The sequence below is a fragment of the Nocardia sp. NPDC058058 genome, assembly GCF_042885355.1.
GTDB lineage: Bacteria > Actinomycetota > Actinomycetes > Mycobacteriales > Mycobacteriaceae > Nocardia.
The window spans coordinates 104,761-125,473 of the sequence record NZ_JBHVSA010000006.1 but is presented as its reverse complement, the minus strand read 5'-3'; the positions used below and the strand labels follow the sequence as shown (position 1 = coordinate 125,473).

10 protein-coding genes and 1 tRNA gene are annotated in these 20,713 nt (G+C 68.8%); 7 read left to right on the top strand and 4 right to left on the bottom strand.

Annotated features, from left to right (window positions below; all coding sequences use genetic code 11):
• The first annotated feature begins 1 nt into the window (after nt 1).
• The 4 genes from ACFVUS_RS41455 to ACFVUS_RS41440 all read left to right on the top strand — a co-directional run bounded on the left by ACFVUS_RS41455 (nt 2) and on the right by ACFVUS_RS41440 (nt 4,937).
• Complete coding sequence (locus ACFVUS_RS41455) at nt 2-553, top strand: hypothetical protein (RefSeq protein ID WP_387780222.1); 552 nt, start codon at nt 2-4, stop codon at nt 551-553.
• Nucleotides 554-558: 5 nt separating this feature from the next.
• Nucleotides 559-1,833: an MAB_1171c family putative transporter gene (locus ACFVUS_RS41450; protein WP_387780219.1), complete on the top strand. Its 1,275-nt coding sequence runs from the start codon at nt 559-561 to the stop codon at nt 1,831-1,833.
• A 282-nt stretch (nt 1,834-2,115) separates the two neighbouring features.
• Nucleotides 2,116-3,735, top strand: coding sequence for a hypothetical protein (locus tag ACFVUS_RS41445; protein WP_387780217.1), 1,620 nt, complete (start codon nt 2,116-2,118; stop codon nt 3,733-3,735).
• Between the two features lie 176 nt (nt 3,736-3,911).
• The gene (locus ACFVUS_RS41440; RefSeq protein WP_387780214.1) at nt 3,912-4,937 is read left to right on the top strand and encodes an alpha/beta hydrolase; all 1,026 of its coding nucleotides are present in this window, start codon (nt 3,912-3,914) and stop codon (nt 4,935-4,937) included.
• A gap of 12 nt (nt 4,938-4,949) precedes the next feature.
• Here the strand turns inward: ACFVUS_RS41440 and ACFVUS_RS41435 are convergent, their stop codons facing one another.
• Nucleotides 4,950-6,395, bottom strand: a complete 1,446-nt coding sequence (locus ACFVUS_RS41435; protein WP_387780211.1) for an MFS transporter — start codon at nt 6,393-6,395, stop codon at nt 4,950-4,952.
• A gap of 96 nt (nt 6,396-6,491) precedes the next feature.
• On the opposite strand from ACFVUS_RS41435, the gene ACFVUS_RS41430 reads away from it, so the two are divergent.
• Nucleotides 6,492-7,565 carry an Lrp/AsnC family transcriptional regulator gene (locus ACFVUS_RS41430; protein WP_387780208.1) on the top strand — a complete coding sequence of 358 codons (1,074 nt, stop codon included), beginning with the start codon at nt 6,492-6,494 and terminating at the stop codon, nt 7,563-7,565.
• An 11-nt stretch (nt 7,566-7,576) separates the two neighbouring features.
• On the opposite strand, the gene ACFVUS_RS41425 is transcribed toward ACFVUS_RS41430, so the two are convergent.
• Both ACFVUS_RS41425 and ACFVUS_RS41420 read right to left on the bottom strand, forming a co-directional pair.
• Entirely contained in the window at nt 7,577-8,092 is a 516-nt protein-coding gene (locus ACFVUS_RS41425; RefSeq protein WP_387780205.1) for a TrmH family RNA methyltransferase, read from the bottom strand.
• Nucleotides 8,093-8,222: 130 nt separating this feature from the next.
• On the bottom strand, nt 8,223-8,828 hold the full coding sequence (locus tag ACFVUS_RS41420; RefSeq protein WP_387780202.1) for a phosphoribosylanthranilate isomerase: 606 nt from the start codon (nt 8,826-8,828) through the stop codon (nt 8,223-8,225).
• A gap of 109 nt (nt 8,829-8,937) precedes the next feature.
• Here ACFVUS_RS41420 and ACFVUS_RS41415 point away from each other — a divergent pair, with 109 nt between their 5' ends.
• A complete protein-coding gene (locus ACFVUS_RS41415) occupies nt 8,938-10,689 on the top strand; it encodes a hypothetical protein (RefSeq protein WP_387780199.1) in 1,752 nt (583 codons plus the stop codon).
• 133 nt (nt 10,690-10,822) lie between these two features.
• Here ACFVUS_RS41415 and ACFVUS_RS41410 read toward each other — a convergent pair.
• Nucleotides 10,823-10,904 (bottom strand) — tRNA-Leu (locus tag ACFVUS_RS41410).
• Between the two features lie 389 nt (nt 10,905-11,293).
• Here ACFVUS_RS41410 and ACFVUS_RS41405 point away from each other — a divergent pair.
• Nucleotides 11,294-20,608 carry a fatty acid synthase subunit beta domain-containing protein gene (locus tag ACFVUS_RS41405; protein WP_387780196.1) on the top strand — a complete coding sequence of 3,105 codons (9,315 nt, stop codon included), beginning with the start codon at nt 11,294-11,296 and terminating at the stop codon, nt 20,606-20,608.
• The last annotated feature ends 105 nt before the right edge of the window (nt 20,609-20,713 follow it).

Here is a 20,713-nt window from a genome sequence, read left to right as displayed (position 1 = left end):
CATGCGGATCGCGGTCTGGGAGGGCGCTGAGCACCCGATGATGGAGCACCGACGCCTGCGGCGCGAATTGCGCGGACTCGGGCTGCCCGCTCGATTCACGGTGGCGGAGCTGGCGGAGGCGCTCGCGCGGCGGCGCGGACGGCCGCTGCGGTTGCGCCCGGAACCCTTTCCGGTGGCCGGACTTTCGGGCGGACTGCTGGTGACCCGGGATATCGATTTCCTGGCCTACCAGAGCAATACCAGCGAACTGCATCAGGATCACATCGTCTGCCACGAGTTCGGTCATCTGCTCGCCGGGCACGAACCGGTGACGGTGACCGGACAGGACGCGCTGCGGCTGCTCGCGCCCAATATCGATCCCGCCGTGGTGCGGCGCATGCTGGGGCGCAGCTGTTCGGCCGAGCATGAGGAGCGCGAAGCCGAACACATCGCGGATCTGCTGATGGCACACCACATCACGCGCTGGACACCGCGCGCGGAATGGGTGCTGCCCGAGAACGCGCCCGCCGATATTCGCAGTCTGCTCGATACGCTCGGCCCGGGAATCGACTGATAACCATGCATTTCGCTCTGGTATACGGCAGCGTCGGCGTGCTCGCGGTACTGGTGTTCGGCTGGCGGCTGATGCTGGCGCTGCGCGGCACCCGAATCGCCTCGCGCTGGGCGGTCGCGGTGGCCATCGCCTGCGCGGCAATAGGTTTCGATGCCGCGGTGCCGCAGACCTACGAGTGGATCGGCCGGATCAGCGGTATCCCGAATCTGGCGACGCTGATCGTCTACTCCGCCATCGCCACCGCCACGCTGGCGCAGTTGGTCTGGACGACGTATCTGGTCGCGCCGGACGCGGGAGTGGGGATCGAGGCCGCACCGGGTGTCGCGGTGACCGCCGGGACCGTGCCGATCGAGGCGGAGGCGATCCCTTCCGCACCGGGTACCGGCCGGAATGTCAATGCGCGCAGGGTAATCCTGGTCAATGTCGCCGTGGTGCTCGCGTTGATCGCCCTGTTCTTCGCCGCTCCGGTTCATGATCGGGCGCACGCGACCGACTTCGACTACCACTACGCGACCGTTCCGCTGGTCGAGGTCTTCCTGGGCATCTACCTGTGCGCGTACACCCTGGCGCTGCTGCGCATCGTGCTGCTGTGCCGCGCCTGGCTGCCGCATGTGCGCGAACAGCCTTGGCTGCGCAGGGGTTTGCTGCTGTTGGTGATCGGTTCGGTCATCGCCATCGGCTACAGCATCGGCAAGATCGCCGCCCTCATCGCCGCCCGGGCCGATATCGACGCGCGCCGGTTGAATATCGAGATCGCGCCCGCCTTCGCCAGCGTCGGCGCGGCGATCATGCTGCTCGGTTATCTGTGCCCGTCGCTGCTGCCGCAGGCCATGGCGGCGGTGCAACGGACCCGCGCGCTGCCGCGGCTGCGCCCGCTGTGGCTGGCGCTGCGAACGGCGGCACCCGAGGTGGCCGAGGCCGCGCCGGTGGCCCGGCGCGCGGCCCGGGACCGGCTGTATCGCCGGGTCATCGAGATCCGGGACGGCCTGCTGCTCCTGCAACCGCATCTGAGTCCTGAAATCACCGCGCGCGCAATCGAAATCGTGGATGGTATGCCCGGCCGGATCGCCGATCGCGAGGCGGCCGTCGAGGCGGCGCGCATCGCTCTGGCGCTCGAGGCGTTCGGGCGCGGGGATACCCCGGTCGACCGCGGTGAGATCTTTCGCCGCCCGGCCAAACCCACCTTCCTGGGTGAAATCACCTGGTTGGGGGCGGTTTCGGACGCCTACCGCAAATATCCGGTGACCGGTGCGGCGATCGGCGACACAACTCGCACCTGACGAAATCGCCTGTTACCGCTATCCTTTCCGGTGCGGGCGTGATGTTCGGTATCCCCTTCTCGAACATCACGCCCGTCCAAATGCTTTGACCCGCAGTGCGTTCCGATTCCGCACCCGCTGCCTTCGAGGTCTCGCGGGGGAGTCGCGCACCGGTCGCGGCGCGCGCCCGCCTTTGTGCACAAGCCCGGTGCCGCGCCGGTTCTCCTGGCAATCTGCCCGATGACCAGGGACTTGTCGCCTGGAAGTGTGCAGTGCATCACTGCGTCACACCCCCGGAGCACAATGAAGAATCGCACCCCCGCCCGCATCTGCGCGCTCGCCCTGCTCGCCTGTACCCCGCACGCGTCGGGAATCGCTCAGGCGCAACCGGATTCGGCGACGTGGTATGTCAGCGCGGCGGCCGGGCCGGGCGGCACCGGCGCGATCGACGCGCCGTTCGATTCGCTGGCCGGCGTCGAGGCCGCCGCCGGGCCCGGGGACACCATTATCGTCCAGCCCGTCGCGGCCACCGTGCGGCCGCTGGACGGCGGTATCGCGCTCAAACCCGGTCAGCGGCTCATCGGCGACGGTGGCGCGGTCATCGGTGCGGCGAATGACGCTCCGCTGCCACGCATTACGAACAGCACCGGCGCGCACGACGGTGACGCGGTGCGCCTGGCTCCCGGCGCCGAGGTGCGCAACCTCGTCATCGACGGTGCGCGCCGGGGCGGTATCTACGGCAACGATGCCGCGGATGTGGTGATCAGCGGCAACAGCGTGTCCGGCACCAATCAGCTGTGCGCGGACGGATTCATGATCGGCCCGTTCAGCCTGCCGCCGACCATTCCGCTCGGCGTCGCCATCGATCCGCTGCCCGACTTCATCACGCTGAACAATGGCTGGGCGGGCATCATGACCGATTTCGGCGCGGCGGCGGGCAGCGTGCGCATCGAGGGAAATACCGTGCACGACACCGCCTGCGGCGACGGCATCGATATTCGCGCCCGCGGCACCAGCCGGGTGAGCGCGCAGGTCACCGATAACACCACCCGCGATATCAACCTGGGCCTGGCGAAGCTGTCCGTACTCGCGCTGGGAGTGCAGGCCGCCGATGACGCGCGACTCACCGCCGAGCTGACCGGCAATCGGCAGCTCGATATCGCCCCGCCGAGCTCACCGCTCAATCACCTCGCCGACAGCGAGGGGGTCTTCATCAATCCGCTCGGGCGCGCGCACCTCGATGTCAGCATCGACCGCAACGAGTTCCGCAACGGCGACGGTAACTTCTCCGCCAATGGGCTCGAATACGTCACCACGAGCGGCGCGCCCGAGAGCCGGGTGACGGTCACCGACAGCACCTTCGACAATGTCAGCGGCGATGTCATCGAGAACTACAACCTCAGCCCCGGCGGTGCTCGGCAATCGCTCACCCTGGACGGCGTGCGCGCCCGGCACTCGTCCTTTCCGGGTGCGGCGCTCAATCCGCTGATTCCGGCCAATCTCGGTACCTGCCTGGTGAACACCAATTTCGGCCGGACCGCGCACACCGATCTCACCGTCACCAATTCCGAATTCGGCGAATGCAGCGCCGACGGCATCGGGCTGATCGGTTACACCCCGACCGGTCCCGGCCCGGCCACCGCCGAACTGGTCTTCGATATTCGGGACACCTCGATCAACGGCACCGCGGCCAACGGCATCGCCATCATCAATATCGGTGACACCGATATGCGCGGCAGCGTCACCCGCACCGCCATCGCCGGGGCGGGCGGTGCGCTCATTCACGCCCGCAACAGCGGCGGAAACACCCGTCCGGCGGTGCTGTTCGGGCCGGGCACCCTCGACGGCATCGCACAGCCCTGCCTGGCCACCGGTGGTGCTCGGGTAGATCTCGCCGCCATCCCGGTGAACTGTCAGCCCTGAGACCGCCGCGCGTCCCCTGTACGACAGGATTCCGAAACCTGCCGTTGGCCACGGGGTGCCAGACTCGCCGCGCCACCGCCCGTACCGCTCCCATCGCGGTGCGGGCGGTGGCGGCAATCGGTGGTTCGGCCGCCGTGCTCCCGAGCGCGGCGGCGCAGTAGAAACAGGGCTCGAACGTGCGCATTCGCTGGATAATTCGGAGCGCGGCGGTAGTGCTGGCCGTGGCGATCTCCGCGATAGCGCCGTGGTCGAGCGCACTGCTGCCCGTGGCCGCGGCCGCCCCGGACGCGTCGGACGACTCTCACGTGGTGAATATTCACGTGGACGATGTCCGGCACTGGGTCGTCACCGTGTTCTCCGCCGCGATGAACAGCGAATTCACCGTCGAGGTGCAGCGACCCTCGGACACTTCGGTGCCGCGCCCCGTGCTGTATCTGCTCAGCGGTGGCAGTGGCGGTGTCGGCCCCGGCTCCTGGGATCGGCAAACGCACGCGACCGATTTCCTGGCCGATAAACAGGTCAATGTCGTTCAGCCCATCGGCGGCGCGGCGTCCTACTACGCGGATTGGCGCAACCCGGACCCGCGCCTGGGCATCGTCAAATGGAAGACCTTCCTCACCGATGAACTCCCGCCGCTGCTCGATACCGCCCTGGGTGCGAATGGTCGCAATGCCATTGCGGGCGTATCGATGTCGGGCACCTCGGTGCTGCAACTCCCGATCGCCCGGCCCGGCCTGTATCAGGCGGTCGCCGCCTACAGCGGCTGCGCTCAGATCTCCGACCCCCTGGGTCAGGCGTACGTGCGGCTCACCGTCGCCTACAGTGCGGGCGACGCCGTCAATATGTACGGCCCGCCCGGCGATCCCATGTGGGCCGCCAACGACCCGTACCTCAACGCCGAATCCCTGCGCGGTCTCGACCTCTACCTCTCCAGCGGTAACGGCCTGCCCGGCCCCTATGACAAATCCGGCGGCCGCGGCCTGGTCGGCGCGGGCCCCGGCGCCCTGGTGAACCAGGTCCTGGTCGGTGGCATCATCGAAGCCGCCACCGACCAGTGCACCCGAATCCTCGCCGCTCGCCTGCAATCGCTGAATATCCCCGCCACCGTCAACCTGCGCGCCTACGGCACCCACTCGTGGGGCTACTGGGATGACGAGCTGAAGGCCTCCTGGCCGACATTGGCACACGGTCTCGGGCTCTAGCGGGCTCAGCTGCTACGAGAGACGTTCGGCCACAGCGTGTTCCGTGGATTCCGAGTCGAATCGCGCTGTCGTATCGGTTGATTCGGCTGCCGCCGGTGTTCGGCGGCGCATCAGGATCGGGACGACAAGTGCGCCGAGCAGGGCCGTCGCGCCGCTCACCGCGAGGGTGAGCTGGACCCCGGCGGCCGTGGTGGCGGGGTTGTCGAGCACATGCCGGGTGCGGTGGGTGAAGAGGCCGCCGAGAGCGGCGATGCCGAGGGCGAAGCTGAGCTGCTGGGCGGTATTGAGTGCGCCCGTTGCCATTCCGGCGCGGTGCCAGGGGACCGTGGACATGGCGGCGGAACTCAGGGTGGCGGTGGCGAGGCCGACGCCCGCGCCGACCAGCAGCGAGCCGGGGATGAGGGCGGGCCAGCTCGCGTCGCCGTGCACGAACAGGGCTCCGAGCAGGCCGCCCAGGCCGATCAGGGCCAATCCCGCCCCGACGATGCGGCCCGGGTTGTCGCCGTGCAGATATTTGCCCAGTGCGCCCGAGACCACGAATGCCATGAGGGACAGGGGGAGTCCGACCGCACCGGCGGCGATGGGGCTCAGACCGAGGGACGATTGCATCCAGATCTGGGTGTACATCAGGGCGGCGAAAGCCGCGAAATAGAGGGTCGCGCCCGCGATGAGGACGCCGGTGAAGAAGCGGTCGCGCAGCAGGGTGAGATCGAGAACCGGTTGATCCGAACGGATTTCGATCGCCACGAAGGCGGCCAGCGCGATTCCCGAGCCGAGTAGCAGCCACCAGGTGAGCGCATTGGTCCAGCCGTGCTCGTTGGCGCGGATCAGGGCGTAGGTCGCGGTGGCGGCGCTCGCGGTGAAGATCGTCATGCCGGCCACATCGATCCGATTGTGCTGGGCGCGTTCACCTTCGGTGAGCACGACCAGGCACAGCGCCATGGCCAGCACGCTGAACGGCAGATTCACGAAGAAGATCCAGCGCCAGGACACGATCTCGGTGAGCAGACCGCCGATGATCGGGCCGATCGCCGAGGACGCACCCGCCACCGCACCCCACATGCCGTATGCCGCACCGCGATCCCGGCCCGCGTAGGCGGCGTTCAACAGCGCGAACGTGGTGCAGGACATGGTGGCCGCGCCGATGCCCTGCGCGATGCGCGCGGCTATCAGCACCGTGGGATTCGGGGCGAGTCCGCAGATCAGTGACGCCGTGGCGAACAGGGCCAGACCGGCCAGATAGGTGCGCCGATGCCCGGCCAGATCGGCGATCGACCCCGCGCCGAGCATGAGCGCGGCCATGGCGAGGGCGTAACCGTCGACCACCCATTGCAGCGCCCCGAAGGAGGCGTCCAGATCGGTCCGCATATCGGGCAGCGCGACGTTCACGATGGTGACGTCGATCAGCAGCATGAAGGTGCCCAGGCACACCGTCAGCAGCGGTAACCACTTACGCAATGTCGTTGTCCTCTCGAAGCATTGATGAGGCGTCGAGTATCGGAATCGAGGACGGATCCGGTCGCCCGGCGGCGGATTCGGCGTACATTTCCTGCTGTGACAGCCGCCGCGCCACCGGAAACCGCCATGTTGGACGCGCTGGATGCGCGAATCGTGCACGCGCTCCAATTGGAGCCCCGCATTCCGTTCGCGCATATCGCCGCCGGACTCGGCGTCGCCGAACAGACCGTGGCGCGGCGCTATCGGCGGCTGCGGCGGGACGGCATCGTCCGGGTGATCGGGGCGGTCGACGCCCGCGCGCTGGGCGAGAGCGACTGGATCATTCGCCTGCACTGCCGCCCGGACGGCGCGCTCGCGGTGGCCGAGGCGCTCGCACAGCGCGATGACGCGGCCTGGATCAGCATCGCGGACGCGGGTGCGGAGATCGTTTTCTCCCTGCACCCGCGCAGCCCGCAGGACCGCGACGATCTGCTGGTGCAGCGGTTACAGCGCAGTGCCCCGGTGCACGACATCACCGCGGCGATGATCCTGCACCGGTTCGTGCGCGGTGATGTCATCGACTGGCGGGGAAGGCAATTCGCCGCGCGAACCGGAGGGGGCGAACCGAACCCGGGGGTGGGCGGCGAATCGAGTTCCGGGACAGCGGAATTCGCCGAGGCGGAACTCCGGATCGGAGACGCGGACCGCATTCTGCTCGAGCTGCTGGCCCGCGACGGCCGCACCGGCTACACCGTGCTGTCCCGGGCCACCGGGATGAGCATCGGCCGCGTCACCCGCCGCATCGCCGCGCTACGGGCGGGCGGCGTCCTGTACTTCGATCTCGATATCGCGCCCGCCGCGGTGGGCGCGGGCACCGCGGCGTTCCTGTGGCTGCGCGTGGCGCCCGCGCGGCTCGAGGCGGTCGGCCGCGCCATCGCCGAACATGACGAAATCACCTATGCCGCGGCCATATCCGGCTCGTTCAATATCTTCGCCGTGCTCCAGACGGACAACACCACCGCCCTCTACCGCTACGTGACCACCGAAATGGCGGCACTGGACGGCATCCACGGATTCGAGCTCTCACCGGTCCTGCATCGGCTCAAACAGGCCGGATCTCGCACCACCGGTGGCAAGCTGGTCCACCCGAAACCGCTCGCCGCCCGCCCGGCGCGCCCGCGCACCAAGTGATCGGGCGACGCTCAACACAGCCCGGCGAGCTTGTACAGCACCAGCGAACCCGCCACCGCCACATTGAGACTCGATCCGGTGCCCACCATCGGAATCTCCACCGCGATATGCAGCAGCTCCAGGCCCTCGGGTGGAATCCCGTCGCCCTCATTGCCGAGCACCATCACGGTCCGCCGCCGCGCCACGGGCAGATCCGCCAGCCGAATCGATTCATCGGTGAGTTCCACCCCCACCACCGCCGATCCGGCTCGCTGGCGCTCCAGCCATCGATCCACCGGGCCGTCGACCCAGTGCACGCACTGCCGATGCCGCAGCGTGTTGCCGCGACTCAAAGCCTCTGGCACCCAAGGCAATCGGGGTACCGCCAGACAGGCCCCCACCGCATCGCAGGTGCGCAACAGCGTGCCGAGGTTCACCCCGTGCTTGGGCCACAGCGGTGCGGCGATCAGATGATTCCAGCAACCGTGCGCACCCGGTCGCCGCTGTCTGCGCAGTTCGCCTCGCGAGCGCAGTCGCGCGGCGGTCATCGGCCGGAGGGAACGCTCTTCCCCTGGGAGAAAACAAGTTTCATAGGAACGATGCTTGGCGGCGCATCGGGGCCATCGTCGAGAACAATCGGTGCGTCCATCCTAGGGCATGCGCCGCACCCGCTGCCGATCACTCTCGCCCGGGTACCGCCCGTGCCGCCGCGATGAACTCGCGCATGCGGCCGTGGTCCTTGACGCCGCGGCTGGATTCCACGCCGCTGGACACATCCACACCCCAGGGCTGTGCTGCGGTGATGGCCTCGGCCACATTCGCCGGGGAGAGTCCGCCCGCGAGCAGCCACTGTCCGGTGGGCCGGGTCCGCTCCAGTGCGCCGAGATCCCAGCGTTCGCCGGAACCGGCCTGCGGGGAGTCCAGCAGCAGCCATTCCTCGCCGTACGCGCCGGTGCGCACATCGGTGTCGGCGGCCAGCGCGGTCGCGCGCAACAGCCGGAAATCGGCGAGTTCGGCGAAGGCCGCGGGGTCGTAGGAGCCGTGCAGTTGCAGGGCGTCCACACCCGCCGCGCGTGCCAGCTCACCCGCCTGCGCCGCCGAGATGCCGTGCACCACACCTACGGACAGCACGTGCGCGGGCACCCCGTTCAGCAGCTGCCGCACCTGCTCCACGGCGATCTGGCGCGGGCTCGCGGTGAAGACGAATCCCACCGCATCGGCTCCGGCGGTCACGGCGGTGGCCACATCCGCCTCGGTGCGCAGGCCACACAGCTTCACGAACATGCCGAAAACCGTATCCCGGCGGGAGTTGGGCACTGTGCCGGGTACGGCGGGGTGTTTCTCGGGGGATTCCCCATGGCGGGCGCCGGAGTTCGTTGGCAGCGTGCAACACATGAACAAAGTTGTTCGGCGCGTGCGTATTTCGGCGGGCGTGCTGATGGCGGTGATGCTGGCCGCGGCGGGTGGGGTCACCGGGGTGGCCGCCGCGGATCCGGAACCGGTGAGCGCGGCGACCGACCGGCAGGAACAGGAGCTGTCCACGCGGGACGGCATCGTCACCTCGTATGTGAGTTTCGCGCTCCCGCTGCCCGCCGACGCGCCCGCCCATCCGGCGAACTGCGATCGGGTCGGATTCCTGCGCTATCGCCCGGCGGACGGCTCCGCGGATCCGGTCGACGCCGCGCACGTGGTGATCCAGCAGCAGGGCCTGCACGGCGGTGCGGTCAATTCCGACAGCGTGGCCTTCAATACGGTGCATTCGGCGATCGCGCAGGGGCAGCGGATCGAGTACTGGGCGCTGGCCCGGCGCAGCGCCTGCCTGGACGAGACCCGCGGCTTCGATTACGCGCTGCACACTGGCAACTACCTCGACGCCGTCGACTACTACTTCAATGGCCTGCCCATCGACGGCGAACGTTTTCCGGGTTTCCGTACGTCGGCGGATCTGCCGGTCCTGGACTACATGGGCCTGGATCGCGTCGTGCGCGACCAATACGAGGTGATGCTGCACGAGATTCCGGCCCTGGCCGATCGGCAGCGCAAATTCGTCTGCACCGGAATCTCGCTGGGCGGCTTGGTCACCGGCTTCTTCTCGGACTGGGATTTCGACGGCCGCCCCGGTGCGGATCAGTGCGCCGCCTTCGCCGCCCAGGACTCCATGGTCTCCTCCGACCCGGTGGCCCTGCAGAACACCCCGATCCTGCACGACATCACCAACGCCCTTGTCGGCCCGCTGGATTCGGTGTTGCAGGGTGGCTTCAAGGTCAACGCCCTGCCCCGTATCTTCGGACCCGTCCCCGGTCTGGGCACCCGCGCCTTCTTCCTGCTCCGCCTGGCCGGACTCGCCGCGCACCTGGACCCCGACGGCGAAAGCCAACTGCTGTCCCATCTTCCGCACGATGCCGACATCGACGGCACCCTCAACTTGCTCGGCGCGCCCACCTGGTCCGCCTTCGCCACCGGCGGCGCGGACGGCTCGGGCACCCTGCGCGACTACCGCTTCACCAACACCGCCCTGCTCGGCGTCCTCATCGACAACAACTCCTCCAACTTCTCCCTCTTCCAACAGGGCGTCGGCGCACTCTCCGGCGGCCCCGTCCAGGACAAGACCTTCCCCAATCCCGGTGAACTGACCCAACTCCCACTGCTGGGCAATTACCTGCGCATCTCGGCCGGAATCCAGCACCGCGTGGCCCCCGCCGACCGCACCGCCCTCTACACCTGGCGCAACTACAACGACGTCACCGGCGTCCCCTACACCGCCCCCGGTCACGAAGTGGCCGATATCCGCGACGTGGCAAGACAATTGGCCTCCGGCGCCCCCGGCGGCTACTGGGAAACCTACTTCCCCCTCCGCGTGATAACGGACATAGCCGCAGGCTACGGCGGAGCCCGCAGCGGAGACCGCGCCGTCCTGCGCTACCACGGCATGAGCCGCCTCAAGCCCAATTTCGTAGCCTGGGCGGGCGACAGCCCCGTCCCGCCCGCCACCGGCACTCTCTTCCCCACCCCCGCCCTGGCAACGGTCGTAACCCTCCCCGGCTACGACCACGTGGACACCATCGGCGCGGCCCTGACCCAGAACGACGGCCAACCAGACCACAGCGCCTGGCAACTGGCCCTGTTCATCCGCGGCCTCGGCTGACCGAATCGTCCGATCCCCGAACCGAAGTCGCATTTGCCCGAAGGTTGCAGAAGCGCGGCGAACGCCGCTGGCAACCGGTCTGAAATGGGAAATCCCGGCTACTGCCCGATGGGCGGTATGCCGGGATTTGTTGTGCGCGAGGCGGGACTTGAACCCGCACGTCCGTGGACACCAGAACCTAAATCTGGCGCGTATGCCAATTTCGCCACTCGCGCTAACGGTACGACCGTCCAAACTTTACCGGGCGAAACGGGGATCGCGAAGCATTGGGTCGGTGTGGCGTACTGGTCGGTAACCCTACCAGGGATTATAACGATTTGATAAACGGCAATGTGAGGAGCCCTCATATTTCCTACACGGGTGTAACCGGCCTCACCAGCGGGTTCAAACATGAGGGAGGGTCATGTTTGCGGGCGTTCTGGTACGGGCGTGCCGAAATACTCGAGGGTAGGTCGTCGGGCGGTAACCAAACATGAGGAGAACCTCATGATTTTGTGGAATCCTCGGCGTCTACCAGGGCCAGTTGGCCGGAGGAACACCTGCGCACCGTGAGCGCGGCCCAGTCCTGTGGGGACGGGGACGCCAGGAGAAGGAAGTCGAAGTCTTGACGATCAACGAGAGCACCGGAACCGGATCGAAGGCCGAACGGGCCCGACAGAACCGGGATAGTGGAGTCAGGTCGTCGCTGCTCGATCGGTTGCTGGGGGGTGCGCCGTACGCGCTGGCCTTTGGTGGACAGGGTGCCGCCTGGCTCACCGAGCTCGAGGAAATCGGGCGGGACAGTGCGCTCGAGCCCGAATTGACCGCACTGGTCAACGAGGCCGCCACCAAACTGGAACCGGTTGCCGCGCAACTGCTCGTGGTGCGACCGGTCGGCTTCGACCCCATCGGCTGGATGCTCGAGGAAGAGCTCGCCGACCCGGATCAGGGGGAGGTGTCGGCGGCGCCCTCCGCGCAGGTGTTGCGTTCCGCCGCGGTCTCCATGCCCGGTGTGTTCCTCACCCAGATCGCCGCACTGCGGGCGCTGCGCCTGCAGGGCCTCGATATCGTCACCCAGGCTCCGGCCGCGGTCATCGGGCACTCACAGGGCCGGATCGCCGCAACCGCCGCCGAAGCGCACGGACAGCGCGATGCCGAACTGCTCGCCATCGCCCAGTTGATCGGCGCGGCAGCCGGACTGGTCGCCCGCCGTCGCGGTCTCATGCCGATCGGTGACCGCTCGCCCATGGTCGCGGTCTCCAATGTCGATCCCGAGCGTTTGCAGGCCGTCGTGGACGAGGTCTCGCGCGGTGTGGACGCCGAGAAGGCCGCCGTGCTCTCCATCCGCAACGGCCGCCGCCGCGCCGTACTGAGCGGTCCGGTCGCGCAGCTGGATCGAGTTCGCCGCCGCGCGGCCGAGATTCACGATGAGCAGTCCGCCGAGCGCGATGCCAAGAAGCGCGGCGGTTCGGTCTTCGCACCGGTCTTCGAGGACATACCGGTCGAGGTCGCCTTCCACCACCCCGCGCTCGCCGAGACCGTCGATCTGGTCACCGGCTGGGCCGGGCAGTGCGGGCTGGACGCCGAACTGGCCGCCACCCTCGCCCAGGAAGTGCTTGTCGATCCGATCGACTGGGTCGCCATCGTCGATGACACCGTCGCCCAGGGCGCGCAGTGGATTCTGGACCTCGGCCCGGGCGATCTGCTGACCCGCCTCACCGCCGGCTCGCTCAAGGGCACCGGCGTCGGCGTGCTCGCCGCCTCCACCCGCCCGGGCCAGCGCAGCCTGTTCACCCCCGGCGCGGCCCCCGAAATCGCCCCCGCCTGGGCCGAATTCGCGCCCAAGCCGGTGCGCCTGCCCAATGGCCGGGTGGTCGTGGAGACCGCGTTCACCAAGCTCACCGGTCGCTCGCCGATTCTGCTGGCGGGCATGACCCCCACCACCGTCGACGCGAAAATCGTTGCGGCCGCGGCCAATGCGGGCCACTGGGCCGAGCTGGCCGGTGGTGGTCAGGTCACCGAGCAGATCTTCGCCGACCGCGTGGCCGAGCTGAAGACGCTGCTGCACCCGGGCCGCTCGGTGCAGTTCAACTCGCTGTTCCTGGACCCGTACCTGTGGAAGCTCCAGCTCGGCGGAAAGCGCCTGGTGCAGAAGGCCCGTGGTGCGGGTGCGCCGTTCGACGGCGTCATCGTCACCGCCGGTATTCCGGAGCTGGACGAGGCCGTGGCCCTCATCGAGGAGCTGACCGAGGTCGGCATCACGCATGTCGCGTTCAAGCCGGGCACCGTGGCGCAGATTCGCGCCGTGCTCCGAATCGCCGACGCCGCACCGGATTACGCGGTCATCATGCATATCGAGGGCGGCCGCGCCGGTGGCCACCACTCCTGGGAGGACCTGGACGACCTCCTGCTCGAGACCTACGGCGAACTGCGCGGCCGCGCCAATGTGATCGTCTGCGTCGGCGGCGGCATCGGCACCCCCGAGCGCGCCACCCAGTACCTCACCGGCTCCTGGTCGCAGGGCTACGGCTACCCGGTCATGCCGCTGGACGGCGTACTGGTCGGCACCGCCGCCATGGCAACCCTGGAAGCCACCACCACCCCCGAGGTCAAGCAGCTCCTGGTCGACACCCCCGGCACCCCGGACTGGGTCGGCGCGGGCACCGCGATCGGCGGAATGGCTTCCGGCCGCAGCCAATTGGGCGCGGACATCCACGAGATCGACAACTCCGCCTCGCGCACCGGCCGCCTGCTGGACGAGGTCGCCGGCGACGCCGACGCCGTGGCCGCGCGCCGCGACGAGATCATCACCGCGCTCAACGGCACCGCCAAGCCGTACTTCGGCGATGTCGCCACCATGACCTACCTGGAATGGCTGGAGCGCTACGTCGAGCTCGCCGTCGGCCTGGACCGGCGTAAGGATTTCGACTGCGGCGGCGATTTCGCCTCCGCCATCGCCGACGCCACCGCCTCGGTGTGGCTGGACATCACCTGGCGCGACCGGTTCGCGGAAATGGTGCGCCGCACCGAATCCCGTCTGAACCCGGCCGATCGCGGACAGATCGACACCCTGTTCGCGGACGACGCGGACTTCGAGACCCCGGTCAAGGCCATCTGCACGCTGAAGGAGCAGTACCCGGCCATCGCCGAGGCCGTCCTGCACCCGGCGGACGTCCCGTTCTTCACCAGCCTGTGCAAGACCCCCGGCAAGCCGGTCAACTTCGTACCCGTCGTGGACGGCGATGTGCGCCGCTGGTGGCGCTCGGATTCGCTGTGGCAGGCCCATGATCCGCGCTACAGCGCCGATCAGGTGTGCGTCATCCCCGGCACCGTCGCCGTCGCGGGCATCACCCGGGTGGACGAGCCGGTGGGTGAACTGCTGGACCGCTTCGAACAGGACACCGCCTACTCGCTGGTGCGCGCGGGCGTCGTCCCGGCCGCCGTGGACGGCCGCCGCCGCGCCGCCGTCACCGCCGGGGCCATCGATATCGTGCTCGCCGCACCGGATGTGCAGTGGTCCGGCCGCACCACCGTCAACCCGGTGCACCGCCTGGGCGACCTGGGCGAGTGGATCCTCAACGGGCAGGGCGCTATTCACCCGCCCACCGGCGCCACCCTGGCCCCGATCGCCGGTCCCGAGGACGATCACGCGTACGTCGAGCTGGCCGTGCCGCTGCTGGGCCGCGATGCCGTGCGCATTCGCGTCACCGTGCCCGTTAGCGTGTACAACGGTGGCGCACCGGTCATCACCGAGGACGATGCCACCGCCGCCATGTCGGCGCTGCTGGCCGTGGCCGCCGGGCAGTCGCTGCCCGAGGTCAAGAACCTCGACGGCACGAAGGTCGCGCACTTCAACGTCGCGTGGAGCCCGGACCTGATCGCCGATCACGCCGGTGTCACCGGTTCCGGCCTGCCGGACAGCCTCAGCACCCTCGGCCGCACCGTGCCCGACGTGCTCGTGGGTGCTTGCTGGCCTGCGGTTTTCGCCGTGCTGGGCGCCACCCGCACCGCCGATGACCGCAGCGTCATCGAGGGCATGCTCGACCTGGTGCACCTGGATCACCAGATCCAGCTCATCGGCGAACTGCCTTCCGCCGCAAGCGTTCTCGCGGTCCGTGCGGAAGCCGGTGAGACCATCGACACCGATATGGGTCGCGTCGTCGAGGTGCGCGTGCGCATCTCGGGCATGCTCGACAAGCCGGAGACCGGCATGTCCATGCCGACCGTCGCCACCCTCACCGAGCGCTTCGCCATCCGCGGCCGCACCGGTGCGGGCGAACTCTCCGATCCGCCGCGCGCCGGTGGCTCGCTGTCGGACAAGACCTCCGACACCCCGCGCCGCCGCCGTCGCGACATCACCCTGACCGCACCGCGCGCCATGGCCGCGTTCGCTCAGGTCTCCGGCGACCACAACCCGATCCACACCTCCGACGCCGCCGCCAAGCTGGCCGGGCTCGGCAGCCCGATCGTGCACGGCATGTGGCTGTCCGCCGCCGCGCAGCATGCTGTTTCGGCGATCGACTCCGCTGACAAGGTGCCCCCGCGCACCCTCACCGCCTGGACCACCCGCTTCCTCGGCATGGTGCGCCCCGGCGCGCAGATCGACGTGCGCGTGGAGCGCGTCGCGGTGGATCAGGGCACCGAGATCATCGAGGTGTCCTGCCGCATCGAGGGCGATCTGGTGATGACCGGTACCGGCCGCGTCGCAGCGCCCAAGACCGTCTACGCCTTCCCGGGCCAGGGCATTCAGACCAAGGGGATGGGTCTGGACGCACGCACCCGCTCGAAGGCCGCCAAGGAGGTCTGGGACGAGGCGGACAAGCACACCCGCGAAGCCCTCGGCTTCTCGATTCTGGCTGTGGTGCGCGACAACCCGACCTACCTCAAGGCGCGGGGCGTGGAATACCGGCACCCGCAGGGCGTGCTGCACCTGACCCAGTTCACCCAGGTCGCCATGGCGACCCTCGGCGTGGCCCAGGTCGCGGAACTGCGCGAGGCCGGCGCCTTCATCGAAGGGGCCATGCTCGCCGGGCATTCCGTCGGTGAGTACAACGCGCTCTCGGCCGTGGCCGGGGTGCTGCCGCTGCACGCCGTGCTCGAGGTGGTGTTCCAGCGCGGCTCCGCCATGCACGAGCTGGTGCCGCGTAATGCCCAGGGCCTGAGCGACTATCGGATGGCCGCCATCCGCCCGTCGCAGATCGGCATCGCCGATCACGAGGTCATCCCGTTCGTGAACCGCATCGGCCAGGAGTCCGGTGAGTTCCTCGAGGTGGTGAACCTCAACCTGCGCGGTTCGCAGTACGCCATCGCGGGCACCGTCGCCGGACTCGAGGCCCTCGAGACCGAAATCGAAAGGCTGCGTGCCGAAACCGGCGGCAAGCGCGCCTTCGTGGTGATCCCGGGCATCGATGTGCCGTTCCACTCCACCGTGCTGCGCGCCGGTGTGCCGGAATTCCGCATCAAGCTGGAGGGCCTGCTGCCCGCCGACCTGCATCCGGAACTCCTTGTCGGACGCTACATTCCGAACCTGGTGCCGCGACTGTTCAACCTGGAGCGCGATTTCATCCAGGAGATCGCCGATCTGGTGCCGTCCGAGCCGCTCGCCGAAGTGCTTGCGAATTTCGATGATTGGGCCGCCCGGCCGACCGAGCTGTGCCGCGTGGTGCTGGTCGAGCTGCTGGCCTGGCAGTTCGCCAGCCCGGTGCGCTGGATCGAGACCCAGGATCTGCTGTTCACCGATGCCGAGCACGGTGGCCTGGGCGTCGAGCGGTTCGTCGAGGTCGGTTTGGCCGCGACGCCCACCGTCGCGAACCTGGCCTCGAACACGCTGAAGCTGCCCGCGTTCTCGGACACCACGGTGGAGGTGCTCAATATCGAGCGCGAAGCCGCCATCGTGTACTCCACCGACACCGATCCCGCACCGGTGGACGAGCCGGAGGACACCCCGGCCGAGACCGCTTCCGCCGCAACGGCTCCCGCCGCCGCGCCCGCCGCGGCCCCGGTCGCCACCGGCGGCCCGCGTCCGGACGACATCGGCTTCGCCGCCGCCGACGCCACCCGCGTGCTCATCGCGCTGTGGACCAAGCTGCGGATGGATCAGATCGGACCGGTCGACACCATCGAGGGCCTGTGCGACGGCGTCTCCTCGCGCCGCAATCAGCTGCTCGTCGACCTCGGCGCGGAACTCTCGCTGGGTGCGATCGACGGTGCGGCCGATGCGGATATGGGCGCGCTGGCCAATACGGTCGACCGCCTGGCCCGCACCTACAAGCCGTTCGGCTCGGTGCTCTCCGATTCCATCGGTGATCACCTGCGCAAGGTCTTCGGCCCGTCCGGTAAGCGGCCCGCCGCCATCGCCGAACGCGTCAAGAAGGTCTGGGAACTGGGCGACGGCTGGGCCAGCCACGTCACCGCCGAGGTCTCGCTCGGCACCCGTGAGGGCGCTTCCGTGCGCGGCGGCGATCTGGGCGGACTGGTCTCCGGTGGCCTGAATGACGGTGCGGCCGTTGACGCCGCCATCGATGCCGCCGTGCAGGCCGTGGCCGCGCGCCGCGGGGTCGCGGTGTCCATGCCGTCCGCCGGTGGCGGTGGCGGCGCGACCGTCGACGCCGCCGCACTGGGCGAGTTCACCGAGCAGATCACCGGCCCCAATGGCGTGCTCGCCACCGCCGCCCGCGTGGTGCTCGAACAGCTCGGCCTGAGCGAGCAGCTCTCCGCGCCGGAAGCCTCCGACGAATCGCTCGTCGATCTGGTCTCCGCCGAACTCGGCACCGATTGGCCGCGCCTGGTCGCACCCGCCTTCGACGCCCGCAAGGCCCTGCTCATCGACGACCGCTGGGCAAGTGCGCGTGAGGATCTCGCGCGCCTGTGGTTCGGCAGCGATGGCGAGCATGACATCGAGGGCTACCTCGGTGCGGGCGAAGCCGTTGCGGCACAGGCCACCTGGTGGCGCACCCGCGCCATGGGCGAGGCCCGCTCGGTGCTGGCCGGGCTCTACGGCAAGATCGCCGAGGCCGCGCTGACCAAGGCCGATCCGGGCATCTGGTCCGATGACATCGCCGTGATCACCGGCGCGAGTAAGGGTTCCATCGCGGCCGCCGCGACCGGACGCCTGCTCGCCGGTGGCGCGACCGTCGTCGTCACCACCTCTTCGCTGAACGATGATCGCGTCGCCTTCTACAAGAAGCTGTACCGCGAGAACGCCCGCAACGGCGCGGCGCTCTGGGTGGTGCCCGCGAATATGGCCTCCTACACCGATATCGACGCCCTCATCGACTGGGTCGGCAATGAACAGGTCGACAATGCCGGTGGTGCGAAGATCCTGGTCAAGGAGGCGATGACCCCGACGCTGCTGCTGCCGTTCGCCGCACCCCGGGTCGCCGGCGATCTGGCCGACGCCGGAGCCCGCGCCGAAATGGAGATGCGGGTCCTGCTGTGGTCGGTGGAACGCCTCATCGGCGGTCTGTCCAAGCTCGGCGCTGATCACAATGTGGACGCCAAACTGCATGTGGTGCTGCCGGGTTCGCCCAACCGCGGCATGTTCGGCGGCGACGGCGCGTACGGCGAATCCAAGGCCGCGCTCGACGCCGTTGTCGCCAAGTGGCGCGCGGAGAAGACCTGGGCCGAGCGGGTCACCCTGGTGCACGCGCTGATCGGCTGGGTGCGCGGCACCGGCCTCATGGGCGGTAACGATCCGCTGGTCGAGGCCGTCGAGGCGGCGGGCGTGCACACCTGGTCCACCCTGGAGATGGCCGATGAGCTGCTCAAGTGGTGCACCTCGCGGGCCCGCATCGTCACCGCGTCCGGACCGCAGCAGATCGATCTGACCGGCGGCCTGGCCCGCGCCAAGCTGGACCTGCCCGCGCTCGCCAAGCAGGCGCGCGAACAGGCCGAGGCGGCCGAGGACGCCGAAGCCGTTGCGGCCAAGACGATTTCGGCGCTGCCCGCACCGCCGACGCTGTCCTCCAAGCTGCCCGTCCCCGAATGGGGTTCGGTCACAGCCGATCTCGACGATATGGTCGTCATCGTCGGCGCGGGCGAACTGGGCCCCTACGGCTCGGCGCGCACCCGCTTCGAGATGGAGGTCTCCGATCAGCTCTCCGCCGCGGGCGTGCTGGAGCTGGCCTGGACCACCGGCCTGGTCACCTGGGAGAACGATCCCAAGCCGGGCTGGTACGACGCCGAATCCGGTGACTACGTAGACGAATCCGAGCTCGCCGAGCGCTACCACGACACCGTGGTGGAGCGCTGCGGTGTGCGTCGGTACGCCGACGACGGTCAGATGCTGGACAACACCGCTCCGCTGCTCACCTCGGTGTTCCTGGACAAGGACCTGTCCTTCGTGGTGAACAGCGAGTCCGAGGCGCGCTCGTTCTACGCCGCCAACCCGGAGCAGACGATTGTCACGCCCGTCGAGGGCACCGGCGACTGGCAGGTGACCCGCAAGGCGGGCACCGAGATTCGGGTGCCGCGCAAGGCCAAGCTGTCCCGCGTGGTCGGAGGCCAGATCCCCACCGGCTGGGATCCGACCCGCTTCGGCATCTCCGCCGATATGGCCAATTCGGTTGACCGCGTTGCGCTGTGGAACATCGTCTGCACCGTGGACGCGTTCCTGGGCTCGGGCTTCAGCCCGGCCGAGCTGATGCAGTGGGTGCACCCGTCGCTGGTGGCCAACACCCAGGGCACCGGTATGGGCGGCATGTCCTCCATGCGCTCGCTGTACATCGACAACCTGCTCGGTGAGCCGCACGCCAACGACATCCTGCAGGAGGCGCTGCCGAACGTCGCTCTGGCACATGTGGTGCAGAGCTACGTCGGCTCCTACGGCGGCATGATCCACCCGGTCGCCGCCTGCGCCACCGCGGCGGTCTCCGTCGAGGAGGGCGTGGACAAGATCAAGCTGGGCAAGGCCGATCTGGTCGTGGCCGGTGGTTACGACGATCTCGGCATCGAGGGCATCGTCGGCTTCGGTGATATGTCCGCCACCGCCGACTCGGCCGTCATGTCCGGTAAGGGCATCAGCGACCGCTACTTCTCCCGGGCCAACGATCGCCGCCGCGGCGGCTTCGTCGAATCCATGGGCGGCGGAACGGTATTGCTCGCTCGCGGCACCGTCGCGCTGGAGATGGGCCTGCCGGTGCTCGGTGTGGTCGCGTACGCCCAGTCCTTCGCGGACGGCGTGCACACCTCCATCCCGGCTCCCGGCCTGGGTGCGCTGGGCGCGGGTCGCGGCGGCGCGGAATCCAAGCTGGCCAAGGAACTTCGCAAGCTCGGCGTCGCACCGGACGAGATCGCGGTGATCTCCAAGCACGACACCTCCACCGCGGCAAACGATCCCAACGAGTCCGAGCTGCACGAGCGGCTCGCCGATGCCATCGGCCGCTCGGAAGGCGCTCCGCTGTTCGTGATTTCGCAGAAGACCCTCACCGGTCACGCGAAGGGCGGCGCGGCCTCCTTCCAGATGATCGGCCTGTGCCAGGTGCTGGAACAGGGCGTCATCCCGCCCAACCGCAGCCTGGACTGCGTGGACGAGAAGATGCGGGCGTACCCGCACCTGGTGTGGGTGCGCGAGGCCATGGAGATGGGAGATCGCTTCCCGCTCAAGGCCGGTCTGGTCACCTCGCTCGGCTTCGGCCACGTCTCGGGACTGGTCGCCATCGTGCATCCGCAGGCGTTCATCGCGGCGCTGGACCCGGATAAGCGCGAGGCGTACCAGCGTCAGGCCGAACAGCGTCAGCTCGCCGGACGCCAGCGCCTCACCGAGGCCATGTGCGGCGGCGCGCCGCTGTACGAGCGCCCGGCGGATCGCCGCCTCGGCGGTGACGGCACCCCGGCCAAGAAGTCGCGTCAGCTCGAAGCGGATCTGCTGCTCTCGCCGCAGGCCCGATTGGGTTCGGACGCAACCTATGTCGCGGTCCCGCCGGGACCGGCCTGCCGGTAATCCGGTAATACTCAGCCCGCATAGCTGAACATCCCAACCAGCGGAGCCTACGGAACCGTAGGCTCCGCTGTTATGTATGTTGCAGGAATCTGCACTCATCAGGAA

Excerpts from the sequence above, each read along its gene's own strand:
- ACFVUS_RS41425 (WP_387780205.1), bottom strand. The coding sequence starts at position 8,092 with ATGACCGCCGCGCGACTGCGCTCGCGAGGCGAACTGCGCAGACAGCGG.
- ACFVUS_RS41445 (WP_387780217.1), top strand. The coding sequence starts at position 2,116 with ATGAAGAATCGCACCCCCGCCCGCATCTGCGCGCTCGCCCTGCTCGCC.
- ACFVUS_RS41450 (WP_387780219.1), top strand. The coding sequence starts at position 559 with ATGCATTTCGCTCTGGTATACGGCAGCGTCGGCGTGCTCGCGGTACTG.
- ACFVUS_RS41420 (WP_387780202.1), bottom strand. The coding sequence starts at position 8,828 with ATGTTCGTGAAGCTGTGTGGCCTGCGCACCGAGGCGGATGTGGCCACC.
- ACFVUS_RS41455 (WP_387780222.1), top strand. The coding sequence starts at position 2 with ATGCGGATCGCGGTCTGGGAGGGCGCTGAGCACCCGATGATGGAGCAC.
- ACFVUS_RS41415 (WP_387780199.1), top strand. The coding sequence starts at position 8,938 with ATGAACAAAGTTGTTCGGCGCGTGCGTATTTCGGCGGGCGTGCTGATG.